Here is a 20,952-nt window from a genome sequence, read left to right as displayed (position 1 = left end):
TAAATAATGCAGGCCTGGAAAGTCATCAATGAAAACTCTATTCTTTTAAAAAAATTTCAATACTGGCTTTTTCTTTAAGCATTTTTGTGTGTTCAGTCACGCTGTGACTAACGGTCTCATTTTCTAAATATTTTAGAAGAAAGTCTCTGACTTTGTTGTAAGGAGAGAAGGTGCTTGGTTTTTTATCTGTAATCATTAGAACGTGATAACCAAAATTTGATTTAATTACGTGGCTTACGATGTTTGGCATAATGGTGAATGCAATGTTGTCCACTTTTTTAGGTAGAGTGCCACGCTTTATAAAACCACGTTCACCTCCCGTGACTTCTAATTTTGTTTTTTCAGTCATTATTTCAGCAACGTTGGAAAAGCTTTTTCCATCAAAGAGTAATTGGCGTGCTTCTTCAGCCTTTTTTTCTATCACTTCTTTTTCTTTTGGAGCGATCCCTTTCTCAACGGGTATAAAGATTTGGCTAAGTTTTACTTGCTCTGGAATTTTAAAGCTGGTTTTTTGTGTCTCATACAGTGCTTTTATATCAGCTTCTGGAATATTTGGATTGGTCAAACCTTGTTTGTCAAAATAGGCTTGCACAAGAAATGTACCTCTAAAAAAATCACGTTTTTCTTTTAAAGAGCTGTCTTTAGTGGCTAAAAATTTCTCATAGGATTTTTCGCTGCCAAATGTATGCGCTAAAGAGAGCAGCTTTTGATCAACATTCTCTTTTATTTTAGCTAGTTTTTTCTTTGAGAATTTTTCAGATTGACTCGCTTGGTAGAGAACTTTGGAATTAATTAATTCACTGAGTGTTTGCATTTTAAGAGCATATGCAATTTCGGGTTTTTGTTGATCTATTGATGCGACTCCAAATTTTCTGCTCTTATTAAAACGCAAATCCATAGATTCAGTGAGCTCTTTTTCATAGATGGGTTCGCCGTTGACTTTGGCGACAATGGTCGGGCTGTTGCTGTACGCAGTGGTTGTCATTAAAAGCAAAACAGTGGCGACTAAAAATATTTTGTACATAAGCAAACCTTTTTAAAGTGCATTAAAAAAGGAGGCTTTGCTAAGGCCTCCTTCCTATCAAATAGTTTGATTGACCTGACAAAGAGCGAAAGAAAGAGCTCTTTGTCAAGCAAGGTTATGGCTTAACGTCCTGACCAACCCCAGGAAGCAAACCAGCTCCAGAGAGACCACCAGTCAGGTCGGCCACCAGTGCTGCTACCGCAAGCTTCATTAGAAGAGGCATCGCCGTAGAGGCTGTCAAGAGTGACAGTACCTGAGCCTTCACCACAATCTGCTACAATTTGGGTGTTGGTCCAGGATTCGACTGAACATGCCAAGCTATCTCTAGCCACACCCACCAGATCTCCACCATCCACATAACCTTCGTTGCCGTACTTGTCGGCGGTTAGCATGCTACCGAAGCCAAAGCCGTTGATTGTGACCGTGCCATCAGTACAGTTGACCGATTCAATCGTAGGGTTGTGTGTGATAAGGAACGGCACAGTGCCAGACTGTTGTGAATAATCACGCTCACCGTTCATTTCTGTATAGCGTTGACCTTTTACGACATAAAGCTCGTAAGTATCAGCTTGCATAGTGGCGGGAATGGTCACGTTAACGGTTGTTTCCGTAACATCACTTCTCCCTAAATCCAACTTGGTAACCACGCCACTGGAATCAATCAGCTCAACATGTGGAATCGCTTCTTTAACTCCAAAGGATGTATTTAGAGTTGCGTAGAAGCCTGTGCCTGTAATCGTGAGAGCTGTCGTTGTACCCGCAATGGCTCCGGCAGTACTCATAGACTCAATTTCAGGTACAGGAGTGTTGTATCCAACTAGTCCACCAAACTCAGAACCGCTGCTGCCAGAAAGTGAACGACTGGATGCTTCGAATACTTCACCTGTTCTAAAGTTTAGATGACAACCACGACAGTTTAAATCGTTACCGATGTGTCCCATAAATGGCTTTTCATTGCCAGGGTCAATGCCATCGCCTTCTGCATCATACTCAATTGCATGCAGAGTACTGATTCCATGACAAACTTCACAACCACGGATTGCATAATCAGGTGGATCACTAGGTGAATGGCAAAGATCACAGCTATGCACTGAGCCACTTCCAGGTTGGCCAACACCCGAACCATGGTGGTTTGTCATGTTGGTGCCGACATCAGATTTTGCCAGACCTGTGTTAGGTTGTACTTCATCGCCTGGATTTTCACCCGCGAAATGGCAATGTTCGCAGTTACCTGTGCGACGACCGCCAGCCTCATCATCAGCAAGTAATATGGCTTTAGTCTCACCATCTCCATCCATTTCATAGCGATAGCGTGGAGGGTTGATTTGGAATTGTCCACCTTCTTCAAGATAGACTTCAGCAACCTCTGGACATTCGGAATAAAAGTCTCGCAAGACGCTCTTCCAGGCTGGGTCATCATAGTTATCACCAGGCCATGGTGTAATTAACGAAATATTGTAGTCATTTCGCTCTGTTGAAATAGGGTTGTCTGGATCAATAGCCGTTGGATCAACTTTGTCACAGTTACGTGCTTTGTCAGCTGTAGGGTCAGGAATCCTGTGGTCATCCGTTGCATTATTAACTGTACTGCCATGGCATTGATAACAGAGTTTTTTCTGAGCTTTGTCTGTCAAGTGATGAACCGTTGCTTTTAAATTTCCATTATCATCTACAGTCTGTTTGTGACAGTTTAAACAATCACGAAACAGAGGCTCTGTTGGCTCTTCTGCAAATTTAAAGTAACCCCCGAGAGGCCTTGATGAGTCTTCGACCCAGTCAACTTTATGGCAAGTAATACATTTATGGTCGCCATCTGGAGAGAGGTCTGGGTAGGGTGAGTCTGTGTATTCACCGATCGGTGTATCGACTCGAAGGTGATGTCGGTCAGGCAGATAGCCTATCTTGACGGGAGCCGGTGCGTTAACGGGATCCCCGTGGCAGCCTAGGCAGGTGTGAAAGGTCATTGTCTCAAATTTCCCATCAGGTATACCAATGTTTTGGTTTACCGGTGGGGGCGGTAGTTTTGCCCATGCCGTACTGCCCATAACGATAGCAGCTGTTAGCAGGAGGCCTTTTATCACTATCTTAATCATAGCTATACCCCTTAATTTTTAGTTATTTTTATTGTTTTATTCTCCTATCCTTTTGATAAACAGCAATCCTGAGTAGTATCATAGTGTATTAATAAGGTTTTAGTAAAGTTTTTTATCCCGTTACTTGGCAATCTATATCCGCTTAAAAATAAAGTTATTTTGGCATTGCTAATTAACAATAGTTTCATTATTTTTTTTTAGATTATTTATCAAGTAGATAAAAATCGAAAACCATACTTAAGTTAGCAATGCCGTTATTTTTTGGAGCATATTTATCAATGGGAGTTGTATCTGGTATTTACAGGAAAATCTTTGGAAAAGGTTTTCCTGTCGTCTTGCTTCATGGTTGGGGAGGGCACTCTGATCTTTGGGATAAGGTCGTTGACAAATTGAGCGAAAATTTCCAAGTAACGGTGATTGATTTGCCAGGGCATGGTCGCAGTGCATTGCAGAATTCATGCTATTCATTGGAAACAATTGCAGAGCAAGTGCTGGATGTTGCACCCGATAATGCAGTCTGGACAGGGTGGTCTTTAGGCGGCATTATTGCTCAATATATTGCAGTTAATGCGTCTGAGCGTGTGCATGCGTTATCACTGGTGACAAGTACACCGCAGTTTGTCAGTGACAGTAATTGGCCGTGTGCAGTGGAACCTTCGGTATTAGTTCAGTTTGCGGATGCTTTGCTTGAAGATGAAAAGGCGATATTAAATCGTTTTGTTGCACTGCAAGTTCGTGGTTCTATTAATGCTCGTGAGACATTGCGGCAACTGCGTGCCCAGTTGTTTAAATTTGGTACGCCTGAAGTCACCGCGCTGAAAGGCGGCCTTTCTATCTTGCAAACAGCAAATTTGCGACCGGATTTAAAAAATATAAGCTGTCCAGTTCAAATGATTTTTGGTGAGCATGACCAATTGGTTCCTGCTTCAGTAGGCACAGCAGTGCAACCACTATTAGCCAATGTTAGAATTGATGTTTTGAGCGGTGCTGGCCATGTGCCTTTTATCTCACACCCTGCTGAATTTCTTCTCACCATAACGGACTTTTTGAATGAATTTTCCATCTGACTCTTCCTATCACTTAGATAAGGAACTGGTACGTCAGGCATTTAATAGTGCCGCCCCCCATTATGATGAAGCGGCTGTATTGCAGCATGAAATTGCAGAGCGACTGCTTGATCGCCTGGATTTTTTACGTGTTTCACCTGAGCAGATTTATGATATTGGTGCAGGCACAGGGTATTTAAGTCGAGGTTTAGCTGCGCGCTATTCTGACGCACATATCACTTCACTCGATTTAGCACATGCGATGTTACAACAAGCACATCAAAATTTTGATGTTGATCACGCGACCAGACAATCTGTGATTTGTGGTGATGCAGAGTCGTTACCTTTGGCAACAAATAGCAGCGACATGTTGTTTTCCAGCTCGACAATTCAATGGTGCAACGATCTTAAACAAGCATTTACAGAATTTTCGCGGGTACTGAAACCTGAAGGTTTGATTATGTTCAGTACCTTTGGTCCTGATACGCTGAAAGAATTACGTCAGAGTTGGGCGGAAGTTGATGATGAAATTCATGTCAATGCATTTATTGATATGCATGATATTGGTGACATCATGAAAGATACTGGTTTCAAAATGGTGATTCTTGATACGGAAGACATTACGCTGACCTATGAAACTGTTACAGCACTCATGAAAGACCTGAAAATGATCGGTGCTCATAATGTGAATTCAGGTCGCTCACGAGCCTTGACAACTCCTGCAAAGATTAAAAAACTCATGGCAGCTTACGAACAATTTCGTAATGATGACGGTCGATTGCCTGCGACTTATGAAGTGGTATACGGTCATGCGTGGCTGGCTAATGCTGAGGAGCAAAAGCAAGAAGCGAATGCTCCCATCCATATTCCATTGGAACAGTTTCGACGACGTTTGCGAAATGGTGGGTTTTAAAACATGTGGCAGTTTTGGGTTGATCGTGGCGGAACCTTTACAGATATTGTGGCCTGTTTGCCCTATGGTGAATTAAAAACTCATAAGCTACTTTCAGAAAATCCTGAGCAATATTCCGATGCTGCGATTGCTGGTATTCGCTATTTTTTAGGTATTGAAAAAGATCAGAAGATTCCTGTTGAAAAAATCAAAATAGTAAAAATGGGCACTACAGTGGCCACTAATGCATTACTGGAGCGCAAAGGTGAAGCGGTTGCGTTGATTACCAATCGTGGTTTTAAAGATGCACTACAGATCGGCTATCAAAATCGCCCTGATATTTTTGCTTTAGAAATCCACCGTCCCGAGCCACTTTATAGCCAGTCGGTGGAAATAAGTGGCCGTCTGGATGTCAATGGGCAAGAGATTGAAGCACTGGATCTGCCCCATACACAGAAAAAACTGCAAGCGCTTTTTGATCATGGGGTTCGTTCATTGGCCATCGTCTTATTGCATGGCTATCGTTTTAATCAGCATGAAAAAGTTGTCGCGGATATTGCAAAACAGATCGGATTTTCACAAATTTCGGTTTCTCATCAAGTCAGCCCGATGATCAAATATATTAATCGTGGGCAAACAACGGTGGTGGATGCTTATTTGAGTCCTGTGTTACGGCATTATGTTGAGCAAGTTGAAAAAGAGTTGCCCGGGGTTGATTTGCAATTTATGCAATCGCTGGGAGGGCTGACTTCTGCGCATCTCTTCCAGGGAAAAGATGCCATTTTATCCGGCCCTGCGGGCGGTATTATTGGCGCGGTGAAAGTTTCGCAACAAGCGGGTTATCAAAACATAATTGGTTTCGATATGGGGGGAACCTCAACGGATGTTTCTCACTTTTCGGGGGAGTATGAGCGCACTCTGGAAACTGAGATTGCCGGTGTGAAAATGTGTGTGCCGATGCTGTCGATTCATACTGTTGCGGCGGGTGGTGGCTCAGTGGTCTCTTATGAAGGTGAGCGCTTGCGCGTGGGGCCAGAATCTGCGGGGGCTGATCCCGGCCCCGCATCCTATCGCCGTGGTGGGCCTTTAACGGTGACCGATTGTAATGTGCTGCTGGGACGGGTTCAGCCCGACTACTTCCCCAAAGTCTTTGGCGCTCATGCAGATTTACCTCTGGATCGACTCTGTGTTCAGGAAAAATTCCAAGCTTTGGCTGAAAAGTCAGGGGAAAGTATTGAAAAACTTGCTTTGGGTGCATTGGAAATTGCGGTTTCCAATATGGCGAATGCGATTAAAACTATTTCTGTGCAGCGGGGTTATGATCTAAACGACTATATTCTCACCTGCTTTGGTGGAGCCGGAGGGCAACATGCTTGTCAGGTGGCTGATGCACTCTTTATTCGTAAAATATTGTTGCACCCTTATGCGGGTGTGTTATCTGCTTTTGGCATGGGTTTGGCTGAAATTCGTGAGCGGCAGGATCGTACCATTGAGCGGCCATTTTCAAAGGGCATGGCCTTGGAAGAAGAATACCTGTCATTGGAAACACCTCTTCAAGAGAAGTTGCTTCAGCAAAATCAAATTCACTTTCAGCGAAAGAGGCGTTTACAACTGCGTTACCAAGGCAGTAATACTGCATTGGAAGTGGGTTTCGATGGCGAACTCTCTTCTGTTCAAGCACTGTTTGAATCGAGCCATCAACAGCACTTTGGCTTTATTTTAAAAGAGACACCATTGGTGGTGGCTAGTATCAGTGTCGAGCTTATTGGAACAATGGAGACGATTGAATATTGTTTCAATAAAAGTAGAGACAAAGACAAATTTTCAGCAAAACCATTGGATACCGTTTCACTCTATTCTGATGGAGCGTGGCAACAAGTGCCGGTCTATCAGCGGCAAAACTTGATCACTAAACAGATCATAAAAGGCCCAGCCCTGATTCTAGAAAAAACAGGTACGATCGTGGTCGAACCTGAGTGGCAGGCCTGTTTGACTGAAATAGGCAATCTTGAGCTCAGTCGGCCAAACCCTGTTCATCAAGAGCACTCAGAGGCTTTTGATGTCAATTATGTTGATCCTGTGCGTTTGGAATTATTTAATAATCGCTTTAAAAGTATTGCGGAGCAGATGGGAGTCACCCTCGCTAATACGGCACACTCCGTTAACATTAAAGAACGGCTAGATTTTTCTTGCGCACTGTTTGATGCAGAAGGCCAGCTCATTGCCAATGCACCCCATGTTCCAGTGCATCTCGGGTCGATGGGTGAGTCGATTCGGGCGGTAATCCAGAAAGTTGGGTCGCAGCTGCAAGCGGGGGATGTTTATGCGCTGAATAACCCTTATTCAGGCGGCACTCATCTGCCCGATATCACCGTTGTCACACCTCTTTTTATGGATCAAAAAATACGATTTTATGTGGCCAGCCGAGGGCATCACGCAGATATCGGCGGCATCAGTCCAGGTTCTATGCCAGCGAATAGCCGTCATATTGATGAAGAAGGTTTGCTGCTTGATTGTGTTGCGTTGGTTAAAAATGGTCAATTTTTAGAGGGTGAGTTGCAGCGTCTGTTTTTTGTTGCACGTAACACAGAGCAAAACCTGGCGGATCTGCGTGCCCAGATTGCTGCAAATCAGAAAGGCATTCAAGAGTTACGGCTGTTATGTGATCAGTCGGGCGCTGATGTGGTCAGCTCTTATATGAGCCATATTCTGGATGCCTCTGAAAAAATGGTACGACGATTGTTGCCAACACTCTCTGACGGTACGTTCTGTTATGCGATGGATAATGGCGCTGAAGTGTGCCTGAAAGTGACAATCAATCGCGAGCAAGAGACGATGGAGCTTGATTTTAAAGGAACGTCTGCACGGCTTGATAATAATTTCAATGCACCGGCTTCGATTTGTCGCGCTGCGACACTTTATGTATTAAGAACTTTGATTGATGAAGACATTCCGCTCAATGATGGCTTTTTGCGCCCGATCATACTTAATATACCTAAAGATAGTTTTTTGAACCCGAGCTACCCAGCCGCTGTTGTTGCAGGCAATGTTGAAACATCACAATGTATTACGGATGCAATTTATGGGGCGTTGAATATTCAGGCGGCATCACAGGGCACAATGAATAATCTGACATTCGGCAATGAGCACTATCAATATTATGAGACGATTGGCGGCGGAACGGGCGCGGGCCCAGGCTATTCAGGAGTGGCCGCGATACACAGTCATATGACTAATTCACGTCTGACTGACCCTGAAATATTAGAGCTACGTTACCCAGTGCGCCTGGAAGTTTTTGCAATTCGGGAAAATAGTGGGGGTTGTGGTGAATATTCTGGGGGTGGTGGTATGATACGTCAGATTCGGTTTTTACAGGGTATGCAGCTCTCAATTTTAGCCAATCGGCGCAAGGTTGCTCCTTATGGCCTTGGTGGCGGTCAGTCAGGACGGGTTGGCCAGCAGTGGATAAAGAGAGAAAATGGTCAGAGTGAGAGATTGCCTTCGACCTGTTGCATTGAAATGAAATCGGGTGATATTTTTAGGATTGAGACCCCAGGTGGGGGCGGCTATGGTGAGCCTGTTAAAAAGAATGGATAACAAAGAGATTATTGATCGACTTGAGCGCCGTTTAGGACGCATGCATGCAAGGCAGCGGCTTGGAATTGAGGATGACCATGACGCACATGTTTTTGGTCATGGCCTTAATTTTTTTCATATTGAAAACTGGTATTCGATTCACTCCTTGATTCGCAACACCCTGAAAATATCAGGGTTATATTGGCGCGGGCGCAACAATTGTAAACGCATTGAATTGCGGCACAACTACATCAAATTGTCGGATCTACCCGCAGAATTCGATGGGTTTACGATACTTCACATCAGTGATATGCACGTTGATATGAACCCGGAAGTGATGACTCGTTTAATCGAGCTATTACAAGAAATTGATTATGATATCTGCGTGTTAACAGGTGATTACCGTGGGAAAACCTTTGGTTCATTTGATGAAACTCTTGAGGGTATGGCGCGTGTACAGGCGCACATCAAAAAGCAGACTTTAGGAGTGTTAGGCAACCACGATACGATACGTATGTTGCCGGGGCTTGAAGATATGGGAATTACGATGTTGCTGAATGAATCGACAACCATTCAGCGAGGTGATGCACGGCTTCACTTTGCGGGTGTTGATGACGCTCACTACTTTCGTGCGGATAATATCGAAAAAGCGGCGGCTAAAATACCGCATAATGAATTTTCTATTATGCTCTCACATACGCCTGAAATATATCGCCAGGCCGCTTATGCCGATTTCAATGTATTGTTGGGTGGGCATACTCATGGTGGTCAGATCTGCCTTCCTGGAAAAATCCCGCTGACCCTGGATGCAGATTTGCCAAGAGCTCTGGGGTCAGGGGCTTGGAAGTATCATAATATGGTGGGTTACACTTCGGTCGGAGTTGGGGCATCTGTTGTTGCGGTACGGCTGAACTGCCCGCCGGAAATTACTCTGCATCACCTTTCTCACAACACGTTGTAAATTTTAATTTTTTACAGTCTTTTCGGGCTGTTTTTCGCTTTTTTCTGTGGTTTTACAGCAGTTTTTTCTGTTTCCAATGTCGTTCGCAATAGTGAGCAGAAAGTCAAAGTGGCAATGCGCGCGTATTGCTGAATCTATGACGGCATGGTAAAAAGGTCAGTAATAAAATCAAAAATAGAGTGATTGAGATGTCAATTAAAAGGTCATTATTGACTACATTGAAGTGCAGTGTGTTGTTTCTGGTCCATGTAGCAATGAAATTCAGGTTGGCTTCGGCTTGTTGTTTGCTGGTCTGCTTTTCAGCTTCAAATGTAATGGCTGAAAATTTGTTGTTGTCCCCGCCTGATGAGGGGCGTGATGTTCTTGTGCTGTACGACAATGCCGGTGAATTTGGTCATATTGGTAAGGAACACGCGATGATGCTTGAGAACCTTCTTGGGCATTTTCATGCCACAGTTAAGCTATGGCCAGTGTCTGAATACCAGTCTGGTCAGTTTGATGGGTATGATGTTATTTTCTACATAGGCGCCACTTTTGATGAGCCGGCAAAACGGCTGGCAAGTGGAGAACAAAAAAAATACGAGAACTACCAAAGCTTTCTGACCGATGTTGCAGAAACAGATTCTACCGTTGTATGGCTCAACCATAACATCAAGAGTTTGGTTAATCAGATGGGGGTAGAAAATTTTATAAATAAGTATGGGTTTCAATTTTTAGGGGTTGATAACAACAGAAAATTTAATCGTGTTGAATACAAGGGTGTAGAGCTTCATAAGGGTGTTGTGGTTTATGCGAACCCAGGTGCCAGTATGGACAAATGTATTAATGAAGTGGATGGTATTCAATGGACAGCAGGGGATAACCGGCAAGGCCCATGGGCATGTGATACGGTTCTGAATACCGTTAAAATAATTGATGCCAACAAAAGCTCTGCTTATGCAACCGCCTATCCAACCTCTGAAATAGACGGCGATTTAACCAAACTCCCTTATATCACTCGCTCCGTCAATTTTTGGTATGTCGGTGATCTCCCATTTTTGTTTCTTTCTGAAGAGGATCGTTACCTGGTTTTTGCTGATTTGCTGCACGATATTCTGGAGTCGGGTGTTGTTGAAGAAAAAAAACATATACTTCTTCGTCTGGAGGACGTTAGCCCGGGTAAAGATAGCCGAGACTTGGAGAAAATCGCAGGGTACCTTGAGTCAGAAAATATACCGTTCACCATTGCTGCGGTCGCGACGTATGAAGACCCTCGCGGTATGGAAAATAGTGGTGTGCCAAAATCGCTTAAAATGCTTGGCTCGTCGATAGCTGATGTGATCAAACGTCATTACGATACAGGGTTGGCCTCTGTAATAATGCATGGGTACAGCCACCAGTGGAGTGGTGGCGCGAATCCATTCAACGGAATAACAGGTCATGACTTTGAATTTTTTCGGGTGACCATGAATGATGATGGGTCACTGAACTATCTAGGCGCACTGCCTGAAGACTCTGCTGAGTGGGCGACTGACAGAGTGACTGAAGCAACCCACATTTTTTTTGATAGTGGCTTCAAACCTTTTGCTTGGGAAGCGGCTCATTATATGGCAAGTGAGACGAGCTATGTTGCAATTCAAAAACTATTTCCAATTCATTATGGGCGTTTAATTTATTTTAGTGATGAGAGCCCTGGTGGAAAGTTCTTTAGTCAATTTTTCCCATATCCCATAGAAAAAGATTTGTATGGTTATCAGTTAATCCCTGAGAATATGGGGAATGTGACTCTGGTTCCCATTCCTGGGTATCGTGCCGTGTCTCCTGATGATTTGGTTCGATATGCGGAAAAATTATCTGTTGTCCGCGATCGTGTGGCCAGTTTTTTCTATCACCCCGAGTTGGGCGTGGAGCACCTTAAAAAGGTGGTCGATGGTGTGCGGCAGGCGGGTTATGAATTTATCAGTCCCTGTGAGCTGGGGTATGTGTGTGATGGCAGTGCGACTGTTGTTCCAGAGCGAAAAATAGAAGCGCCCATCACGGCTAAAAGCAGCTCTGGCGGAGGTGCGACAGGTTTGATTGAGTTGCTGCTAGCAATGGCGGCGGTTCTTATGATTAGGAGTAAAGGCCGAAATCCAGAGTAGGCACAAAATAACAGGGCTCACGTGGCTATGTTTGTTAGAGCTTAATTTGTACGACATTAGTCCAGTTACTTTCGATGATAATGATAGCGCATTCGCGTGCCATGCAAGAGTGAAAGCGTGATTTCATCCGCCGAGAGAGCTAAAGGAAAATAAGTTCCAGAGATTCGTGCGGAGTTGATGCTTGTGCCTTCCATGCGGCTCTGTGAAAAATCTATACCACGCAAGTCGGACTGACGAAAGTAAGCATGATTAAAATCAATGCCTTCGGCATCCATGCCTCTTAAGTCAAGGTTGCGAAAATCACAATAACTAAAATCGAGTTTTTTACCACTTTTTCTTTGCGCATTAAATTCTTTGATGTTTTCTTCCCGAAGTAATTGATACATCGGATCATCAGTGATTTTAGGCCTGATATTCATTTGTTTGTCTCCTTTTTATCTTGACTGCTAGCAAGAGTTTAATGCAGCTTTAAAGTTTACGGCAGTATTGAGTATATTCTAAATGGGGTATCGTCACCTTAATAATAGTCTGTAATTTTAAAGCTCTGAATTCAGAAAATAAAATACACATCGTGAAGAAGATGGAACGTTTTTTTGAGGGTTTAAATATTATTGTTATTGTTTTGTAATGAGCTTGAATATCAATGTTAAAGCTTGATAAAAAAGCTTGGTTATTTGGGTTTTTAAAGAATCGAACTGAAAAAATACTTTTGTGCTGGTCTTGCGTAAGCTGGATGGTTTTGATTTAATGTAAAGGTCTTCGTATGAAGGGTATACTTTTTACTTTTTACTTTTTAGCCAATTGATCGCATAGATTTAGATGGCTTTTTCGTGCAAAGACGTCAAATAGAAAGTGCTAGTTGGCGAAAAAGATTGGGTTCTGAAGCGAATGATCGGTTTACGGGGCTCAATGTTGTACTGAACGAACCTCTAGGAATGAAGAAAATGATAATAAAAAACAGACTCCACTTTTCACATTACTTTTTTGATATTAAATTTACATTACTCATTTGTGTTGTATTGTTCGCACAAGCATATACTTCTGGTATTGCTAACGCTTCAGATAATGAGGCGACACTAATGTCTGAAGAACATCGTAAAATGCTAGGGTTTGGCGATGATCATGGTAAAAAGCATGACGACGATCATAAGCATGACAAGAAAAAAGATAAGAAACACTGTAAGAAAGAACATAAAGGTGAAAATCTAAAGCAGTGCATAAGAGATCATAAGGATAGTCCCGTTATTGATCCGACACCGGTTGATCCAACACCCGTTGATCAGCGTGCTTTGATTCTCTATGACGCACCGGCTGGAGTGCCTATGCAAAAACTGGGGCTGTCCCAGGCAATTATGCTTAAAAACCTGCTTGGCCATTTTCCAATGGATGTAGAAATGAAGCGGATTGCAGATTACGTAGCAGGCGAAGTTGAATCTTATGATGCGCTTTTTTATCTTGGGAGCTACTACAATAACTCTGCCCCAAGCAGCTTCCATTCCGATGTTTCAACCACCAATACAACGGTTGTTTGGTTTAAATATAACTTATGGGATCTGGCTTGGAACACCGCTTATGGTTTTAGTGAAAAGTTTGGTATCAACTTAATTGAATCCAGAGGATTTGATACACCGCCATCACCCAGTAATTCTGAGCCTGGTTTCTTTGATACCGTTATGTATAAAGGTTTACCATTCAAGAAGTTTTATGCTTATGATGCTACGACACAAGCAATTTCTGCAGACCCAGATATCGGCATCGTCAAAGTCAGTGATCCTGCTAAAGCGACAACACTCGTAGAGATCGTTAATAGCGGCACAAACGAACGTGCACCCTATATTACGAACTCTGCAAACTTCTGGTATGTTGCTGATATTCCACTTTCATTTATTGGCCCGAGAGATCGTTATTTAGTATTCAGTGATATGCTTCATGACATCTTGGAAATTCCACATGAAGAAAACCGTCGTGCCATGGTTCGTTTTGAGGATATCAGTGCTAAAACTAGCTCAGTGGCCTTAAATCAGCTCAGTGACTATCTGAGTGCCAAACAGATTCCATTTACAATGGCTGTTGTTCCGATCTATAGAGATCCACTCGGTGTCTTTAATAATGGTGTTGCGGAGGAAATTCCTATTTCTGAAGCTCCGAACTTGCTAGATTCATTGCAATATGCAACGGCTCGTGGTGGTCATGTTTTGATGCACGGTGTGACTCATCAATACAGTGATATGCAGAACCCAACTTCCGGTGTAACGGCAGATGATTATGAGTTTTGGGATGTTGTGAATAATCGACCTGTCAGTGAAGATTCTGTTGCTTGGACGGCAGATAGAATTCAGGCTGGGCGGGATGTGTTTGCAAGCGTAGGGATTACACCTTATGCATGGGAAACACCACACTATCAAGGTTCGCCCAATACTTATGCCGCACTGGGTGCGGGTGCAACGCGTTATGAGCGGTCATTCTATTACACCTCAACAAATCCGCAGTTAAATCTCGATACAAACAACCCTGATCGTGATTTTTCAATCGGTCAATTCTTTCCCTACATTATTGAATCCGATCATTATGGTCAAAAGGTTCTTCCTGAAAACCTCGGAAATTTTGTCTATGACATTGGTCAAAATGCAAATGTTGTAATGTGGAATGATCTTTATGAAAATGCAAAATATGCATTTGTCGTTCGCGATGGTTTTGCTTCCTTTTACTTTCATCCTTTTTGGTTGGAACCAGAGTTTAATGTTCCTGGTCTGGAAGATTTAAACAAGTTGGTAGAAGGTATTACAGGGTTAGGTTATCAATGGGTAAGTGGTCGTGATTTGGTAGAAGAGTAATCACATAGCTCATATGTAAAAGGGTCAATACGCTGGGATTTTCCCAGCGTGGGTCTGATACCTGTCATAATTATCCCGTTTTTTAATAGCGTTTGTGCTGTAGACCTCAGGAGTTTTGCTTCTTGAAGGAAAAATAAGCGCGCCTTAGCAGTTCTCCAAATATTGCAAAGCAATTTTGTTGGAGTTATAGGAGATAATAAAAAATGAAGCGTAAGCGTATTGCTGTCGTAATTGGCACGCGTCCGGAAGCTATAAAAATGGCTCCTGTTATTCACTCTCTAAAAAAGCACCCAGACTTATTTGAGATCGTTGTTATTTCTACGTCTCAACATAGACAGATGCTTGATCAGGTTTTTACTCTGTTCGAAATTGTTCCAGATGTTGATCTTTCGGTCATGCGGCCTAATCAAAATCTGACAGATTTGACGACTCTTGTACTCAAGGCGATGAGCCAAACAATTGATGACGTTAAACCCGATTTATTGTTGGTTCAAGGCGATACGACGACAGTCGTTGCTGCATCATTAGCCAGTTTTTATAAAAAAATACCTGTAGGTCATGTAGAGGCGGGTTTGCGTAGTCATGACAAATACAGTCCTTTTCCTGAAGAGATAAACCGCCAATTGGCTTCGGTGTTGGCAGATATACACTTTGCACCTACTGCACTGGCTAAAACAAAATTGTTGAATGAAGGTATTGCAGAAGAAAAAATTGTTGTTACGGGGAATACAGTCGTTGATGCTTTGACCATTCAGCTTGAAAAACCGTATCAGTTCGATAATACACCACTCGAAAATATACCTTTCGATGACCATCGTATTCTTTTCGTGACTTCCCATCGACGAGAGTCCTGGGGAACGGATCTGGAAAATACATGTGCTGCACTCAAGGCGTTAGTGGAAGCCTTTCCTGATCTTTTAATTGTCTACCCCGTACACATGAATCCAAATGTGCGTGAGCCGGTCATGCGCTTGCTAGATCAGGTTGAGCGCGTATACCTCACTGACCCCATTGATTATTTAACCTGTATTAATTTGATGAAACGGTCTTATATCATTTTGACTGATTCTGGAGGAATTCAGGAAGAAGCTCCGGCCTTTAAAATACCGGTTTTAGTGTTACGTGAACTCACCGAGCGCCCTGAAGCATTCCAGGCCGGAATGGCGAAAATTGTTGGTACAGACCGAGATAAAATATTTCAGGAAGCAAGCTTTTTATTAAATGATTTGTCTGCGTACCAATCCATGACTCACGGTAACAACCCCTATGGTGATGGTCATGCGGCAGACAGAATTGTAAAAGCAATCAGTCGTTGGAGACAGAAAGGACACACCTCTCTTTTAGAATCATCGGAAGAGTTTAATCCCTTAAGGAACCTCTGATTAAGTTGATTAGATTTAGGCGTAGGAAAAACTGTTTGTAACTTCCACGAAGCGAGCTGTAATAGCAATTCTATTGCTGCGAACTTCGGGGAAGTTACAAACAGTTTTAACAAGCATAAAATAATTGGACTTGATCAGAATTTCCTTATAATAAAGGTGTTGTTCAATGTTGGAATACAGCGATTTTATTGCGTATTTGCTGGTGTCAATGAAAGTGCTGCTGATTGTTGTCAGCATCATTTTTATTATCAGTGGTTTAGATGATCTGTTTATTGATATCTATTTTATGGTGCGAAGTTTATATCGACGTTACTTTGTTTTACCTAAGTATCAAGCACTCACTGAGAATGATCTTCGGCGGAAGCCAGAAAAACCGATTGCTGTATTCGTTCCAGCATGGGATGAATCTGCGGTTATTCGGCCTATGTTGGAGAATACGATAAAAACTTTGGACTATGACAACTACTATCTTTTTGTGGGTACTTACCCTAATGACTTGAAGACGCAGCAAGAAGTGGAAAAAGTCAGTAGAAATCATAAAAATGTACACTGTATTGTTTGCCCTCATGATGGGCCAACGAATAAAGCTGATTGCCTTAACTGGATTAATTTGGGGATCAGGCAATTCGAAAAACAGAATAATATTCATTTCAATATTTTTGTTATGCAAGATTGCGAAGATGTTATTCATCCCTTGTGTTACAAGCTTTTTAATTACCTTGTTCCGCGAAAGGATATGGTTCAATTACCGGTTTTGTCATTAAAAACCAAGTGGTATCAATTTACTGGTGGCCACTATATTGATGAGTTTGCTCAAGGTCATTACAAGGATATTACTGTCAGAGAGCACCTTAATCGCAGTATTCCAGCAGCAGGAACTGGGTGCGCATTCAGTCGTCGAGCAATTGATTGCGTGGGAAATTCAAATGATAACCAAGTCTTTAGTCTGAATTCGTTGACTGAAGATTATGATTTTGGTTTCCGTTTAAAAGAGCATGGCCTGAAACAAATTTTTGTAAAATTTTCCATTAAACGGATGATAACAACAAAGGGCTTTTTTACGGGCAAGCTAAAACGTAAAGAGGTTGATGAGTATGTGTGTATCCGTGAATATTTTCCTGCAACACTCCGAGCGGCAGTGAAGCAGAAATCCCGTTGGGTTGTGGGTATTGTTTTCCAAGGTTGGGCAAACCTTGGCTGGAAAGGGGGTTTGAGCACAAAGTATATGTTATTTCGTGATCGCAAAGCTTTGGTGACAAATCTTGCTAATGTTTTGGCTTATTTGATCGTATTCACGATTGTGGGCATATGGATTTTTACTTGGGTGAATCCAGATGCTTATCGTTTTCCAGCCATTTTAGAACAAGGCAGCTGGCTTTGGTATTTGATTTTAATCAATATCGTTTTTTTAATTGCTCGAATTTTTCAGCGCGCTTATTGTGTGCAACGTCTCTATGGTTGGCAGCAAGCATTTCTCTCTTTTCCACGCATGATTTGGGGTAACGTTATCAATTTTTTAGCGACCTGCCGAGCGATCAAGCTTTATGTGAATTATTTGCTGACAGGTAAGAGTATTGCGTGGGATAAAACTGATCACCATTACCCCACTGAGTCAGAGTTGGCCGCCGCAACTCACTCATCTCAATCGACCCCAGGTCGCTTGATTGAAGGTCGTGTTCAGTCACAAATAAGTCAGAAAGTATGATGAAAATGAGCCGTAATATACTAATGTCAGTGCGTAAACCAAGCTCTTTTTCTTTAGTGTTGGTGGTTATTTTATCTCTGTGCCATATATTCAGCAAACTAGGCTATGCGGCCGACGAGCCCGTATTTGGTGAAGGTTTTATTGAAAGCCAGAGGCATAGTGTTTCTGAGGAAAGCTGGTTAAAACAGCAAATTCGGCATTTTCGTAGTTATCCACATCTGGATCGTGCTTATCGATTAATTGAATCTGAAAATTATTCAAAAGCTTTAGGGGAATTAGAGCGGTATTTAGCTATTGACCCGCAGGATGTGGGCGCACGACTGAGCTATGTGATTGTTCTTTATAAGCTGAAAGAGTACGAATCAGTTATTAATGCGACGAATACTCTTCTTGAGGAGCAACCTGATAATTATGAAGCATTGAAATATCAGGCGTACGCCTATCAGCACCTTAATCGTCTTGAGGAGGCTGTGAGTGCTATAAATATGATTGAAAAAAGTGGCTCGATGAGCATGGAAAACCGCCAGTTTGCCTTAAATATGTCTGTAGATATCTTTTTAGGTCAAAAAAAATATAAGGAAGCATCAGGAGAGCTGGAGAAGTATCTGGCTATTTACCCACAGGATGTGGCTGCACGTTTGAGTTATATAATTGTTCTTTATAAACAAGAAAAATACAGGGAAGTCATCAATGCTGCAAATACTCTTCTTGAAGATCAGCCAGATAGTTATGAAACATTAAAATATCAGGCGTATGCCTACCAACACCTCAACCGCACCAATGAGGCTGTAAGTGTTCTTGAGATGATTTCAATGCATCAACAAGCCAGTCAGAGTGACCGTCAGTTTTCTTTGAATATGATTGTAGATCTCTTAGTCAGTCAAAAGAGGTATGTGAAAGCATTGTCAGTGCATCATCAGATCACTGAAAGTACAGTAAATTTTAAATATTATTACCGTTTAGGTGTTCTTTATTATGAGCTCAAACAATTAAATGAAGCGACATCTGCCTATGTGCAGGCCTATCAATTGGCAGTAGAAAATCAGGATAAATTTTCAGTTCTAATGGCATTAGGCGAAATTGCAAAAAAACGAAAAAGCAGGCAGGAGGCAGAAAACTATTTTATTTCTGCGGCGAGCCTTGCACCAAAAAACAGACGGGCTATTCGTGAGGTTGCTAATCTGGCGTACCAGCAAAAAAAATATGGTAAAGCAGTGCATTGGATACGCAAAGCGCTGAGTGACAAAGAGGATCGTGCTGATCGTGAGTTTTTGGCTCATGCGCTATATAGCCAAAAGCGGTACCCTTCTGCAATTCAGGAATATACCAAGCTCCTTGAGAAAATAAAAAACAGAGAAACACTTTACCGAGTGAGAATGGGGCTTGGGTACGCTTACTTCCATATTGGACAAATGAATCAAGCAGAACACGCATTTTCAAGAAGTATAAACTTGGCTCAAAGTAACCCTCAAAAATATGATGCTCATATTGCGTTAGGGTATTTGGCAAAACAGCGTAAAGACTGGATCAAAGCTGATAAACACTATCAGGCTGCACTCAAATCGAATTCATCAAGTACGGTACCAATGTGGGCGATGGCAGATATAGCTCAAGAGCAGGCAAATTATGAAATAGCCATTGACTGGTTTAATAAAGCGTTAAAGGTTGATACCAATCAAAGCGATCAAGGGCGTCTTGCTTACGCACACCAGGCATTGGGTGTTTCGCTTTATCAGCAGAAGAAGTGGATGTCTGCACTGGAGCAGTTTCAAGTCGTCTCAACAATGCAGAACGATAATTCACGGACTTTTCTTTATATGGCATTTTCTTATAAACAATTGGGGGATGATGCTGAAGCAGTGAAATATATGAACAAAGCTTTAGCTAACCCTGAACAATTGACGCAAGTTGAGTTAGGAAGTTTATACGGTGAATTGGGGTATTTGTATGCGGGTGTCGGTCAACATAGAGATTCGATCAAGGCTCTGGATAAATCTTTAAGCTATCGTGATGATAATGAGGTGATCTTAAATCGCAGCAGTCTGTATCGCTTGGTCGGTAATTTCGATAAAGCACAGCAAGACTTAGAAGGTCTTGATGGAAAAGTATTAACCCGTAAATTACAGTTGAATCGCTTAAATCAACTGGCATTGATATATGCTGAAAAGGAGCAATATGTATCTGCAATAAATGCGTTATTAAGGGCGGAAAGCTTAAGCAGCTCAGCTAAGCAGCAATATCGGCTTGCTACCTATTACAGGAGACTGGGCGATATCGAAAAAGCGACCCATTACCTCGAGCAAGCAGCATCTGGAAAACCAGATAACAGCCAGTATGCCGCATCTTTAGGGTATCTCCTCATGAACGAGGAGCGCTATGATGAAGCGGGAAGGTTATTTGAAGGTATCGTTAAGCGTGAACCTAGCTTTCCTCAAATTTATCAGAATCTGGGCTATGCACAAGCTCGAAATATGAATAATGATGGAGCAGTACGCTGGTTCAAACAGGGAGTTGATAGTCAGGCGAGTGATGAGCAGAAAAATTTAGAAAGTGATGTCATGCGAAGGGAGATCAGCAAGATCACGAATCGTTATGACTTTTCTTTTTACCAAGTGTATCGCTCAAATATAAGCGAGCAGGGGGCTGTATCTCCTTCTCTTGGCGGAGGTGCGATACCTTCGCAAGGTGGAGTTAACTTTACTTACCAACCTCCTGTTATTGGTTTTCGTGATGACCGTGTTTTTCAACTATTTGCTCGTGTTTTGTGGAATACAGCACCGAAAACACTTAGGTTAAATAATGACTCTTTACAGGGCGGTATCGGCTTGCGTTATAAGCCGTTGAGAAAGCATGGTCTATTTTTTGGCATTGAAAAGCTTTTTGAAATTGGTGACAATTCTATAGATGACTGGCTTGCTCGTGCCCAATACTCCTGGAATAAAAAGTTTATCGGTGATATAAAGAGTGATGATGATTATTACTATTTATCCCTTTATGGTGATTTTGGGATTTTCAGACGCAGCTCTACAGAACAAATATTTTCTTGGGAAGCTGGGTTCGGAAAAGAAATTCAACTGGGTTCAGGTCTCTCTGTGTCACCACACCTCGTAGCAAATGGACAATATCAAAATCCTGATATTAATAATGGTTCATATGCAGAGGCTGGGCTGGGTATATCTATGAAATATCTGTTTGGTGGAAGCCAGTATCAAGCAGATACGTCATCTGCTGAATTACGGATTCAGTATAAAGGTGAAATTGAAAACTACGCTTCTGGCTGGATGATAACTGGTGTCTTACAATACTGATAATCGAAGGT

At 42.3% G+C, this 20,952-nt stretch carries 12 protein-coding genes; 9 read left to right on the top strand and 3 right to left on the bottom strand.

What is annotated here, in order from left to right; all coding sequences use genetic code 11:
* Positions 1 to 37: 37 nt before the first annotated feature.
* Together L3J70_09815 and L3J70_09810 are read right to left on the bottom strand one after the other, a co-directional pair.
* Positions 38 to 985, bottom strand: a complete 948-nt coding sequence (locus tag L3J70_09815; GenBank protein MCF6236649.1) for a peptidyl-prolyl cis-trans isomerase — start codon at positions 983 to 985, stop codon at positions 38 to 40.
* A gap of 161 nt (positions 986 to 1,146) precedes the next feature.
* Complete coding sequence (locus tag L3J70_09810; GenBank protein ID MCF6236648.1) at positions 1,147 to 3,117, bottom strand: hypothetical protein; 1,971 nt, start codon at positions 3,115 to 3,117, stop codon at positions 1,147 to 1,149.
* Between the two features lie 278 nt (positions 3,118 to 3,395).
* Here L3J70_09810 and bioH point away from each other — a divergent pair, with 278 nt between their 5' ends.
* The 5 genes from bioH (at position 3,396) to L3J70_09785 (ending at position 11,712) form a co-directional block, all read left to right on the top strand.
* Complete coding sequence (gene bioH, locus L3J70_09805; GenBank protein ID MCF6236647.1) at positions 3,396 to 4,184, top strand: pimeloyl-ACP methyl ester esterase BioH; 789 nt, start codon at positions 3,396 to 3,398, stop codon at positions 4,182 to 4,184.
* The gene (gene bioC / locus L3J70_09800) at positions 4,168 to 5,076 is read left to right on the top strand and encodes a malonyl-ACP O-methyltransferase BioC (GenBank protein ID MCF6236646.1); all 909 of its coding nucleotides are present in this window, start codon (positions 4,168 to 4,170) and stop codon (positions 5,074 to 5,076) included. The genes bioH and bioC overlap by 17 nt, the downstream gene beginning before the upstream one ends.
* A gap of 3 nt (positions 5,077 to 5,079) precedes the next feature.
* Entirely contained in the window at positions 5,080 to 8,652 is a 3,573-nt protein-coding gene (locus tag L3J70_09795; protein MCF6236645.1) for a hydantoinase B/oxoprolinase family protein, read from the top strand.
* Positions 8,624 to 9,592 (top strand): metallophosphoesterase family protein, encoded by a 969-nt coding sequence (locus L3J70_09790; GenBank protein MCF6236644.1) that lies wholly within the window; start codon positions 8,624 to 8,626, stop codon positions 9,590 to 9,592. The genes L3J70_09795 and L3J70_09790 overlap by 29 nt, the downstream gene beginning before the upstream one ends.
* Positions 9,593 to 9,906: 314 nt before the next feature.
* On the top strand, positions 9,907 to 11,712 hold the full coding sequence (locus tag L3J70_09785; protein MCF6236643.1) for a DUF2334 domain-containing protein: 1,806 nt from the start codon (positions 9,907 to 9,909) through the stop codon (positions 11,710 to 11,712).
* A 65-nt stretch (positions 11,713 to 11,777) separates the two neighbouring features.
* On the opposite strand, the gene L3J70_09780 is transcribed toward L3J70_09785, so the two are convergent.
* Positions 11,778 to 12,131: a pentapeptide repeat-containing protein gene (locus L3J70_09780; GenBank protein ID MCF6236642.1), complete on the bottom strand. Its 354-nt coding sequence runs from the start codon at positions 12,129 to 12,131 to the stop codon at positions 11,778 to 11,780.
* A gap of 660 nt (positions 12,132 to 12,791) precedes the next feature.
* On the opposite strand from L3J70_09780, the gene L3J70_09775 reads away from it, so the two are divergent.
* The 4 genes from L3J70_09775 (at position 12,792) to L3J70_09760 (ending at position 20,941) form a co-directional block, all read left to right on the top strand.
* A complete protein-coding gene (locus tag L3J70_09775; protein ID MCF6236641.1) occupies positions 12,792 to 14,546 on the top strand; it encodes a DUF2334 domain-containing protein in 1,755 nt (584 codons plus the stop codon).
* Positions 14,547 to 14,749: 203 nt separating this feature from the next.
* Positions 14,750 to 15,928 (top strand): UDP-N-acetylglucosamine 2-epimerase (non-hydrolyzing), encoded by a 1,179-nt coding sequence (wecB, locus tag L3J70_09770; GenBank protein ID MCF6236640.1) that lies wholly within the window; start codon positions 14,750 to 14,752, stop codon positions 15,926 to 15,928.
* 166 nt (positions 15,929 to 16,094) lie between these two features.
* Positions 16,095 to 17,633: a phage adsorption protein NrfB gene (gene nrfB / locus L3J70_09765; protein ID MCF6236639.1), complete on the top strand. Its 1,539-nt coding sequence runs from the start codon at positions 16,095 to 16,097 to the stop codon at positions 17,631 to 17,633.
* Positions 17,634 to 17,656: 23 nt separating this feature from the next.
* A complete protein-coding gene (locus L3J70_09760) occupies positions 17,657 to 20,941 on the top strand; it encodes a tetratricopeptide repeat protein (protein ID MCF6236638.1) in 3,285 nt (1,094 codons plus the stop codon).
* Positions 20,942 to 20,952: the final 11 nt, after the last annotated feature.

Source organism: Gammaproteobacteria bacterium, from assembly GCA_021648145.1.
Lineage (GTDB): Bacteria > Pseudomonadota > Gammaproteobacteria > JAADGQ01 > JAADGQ01 > S141-38.
This window is presented reverse-complemented; position numbering and strand designations above follow the sequence as displayed.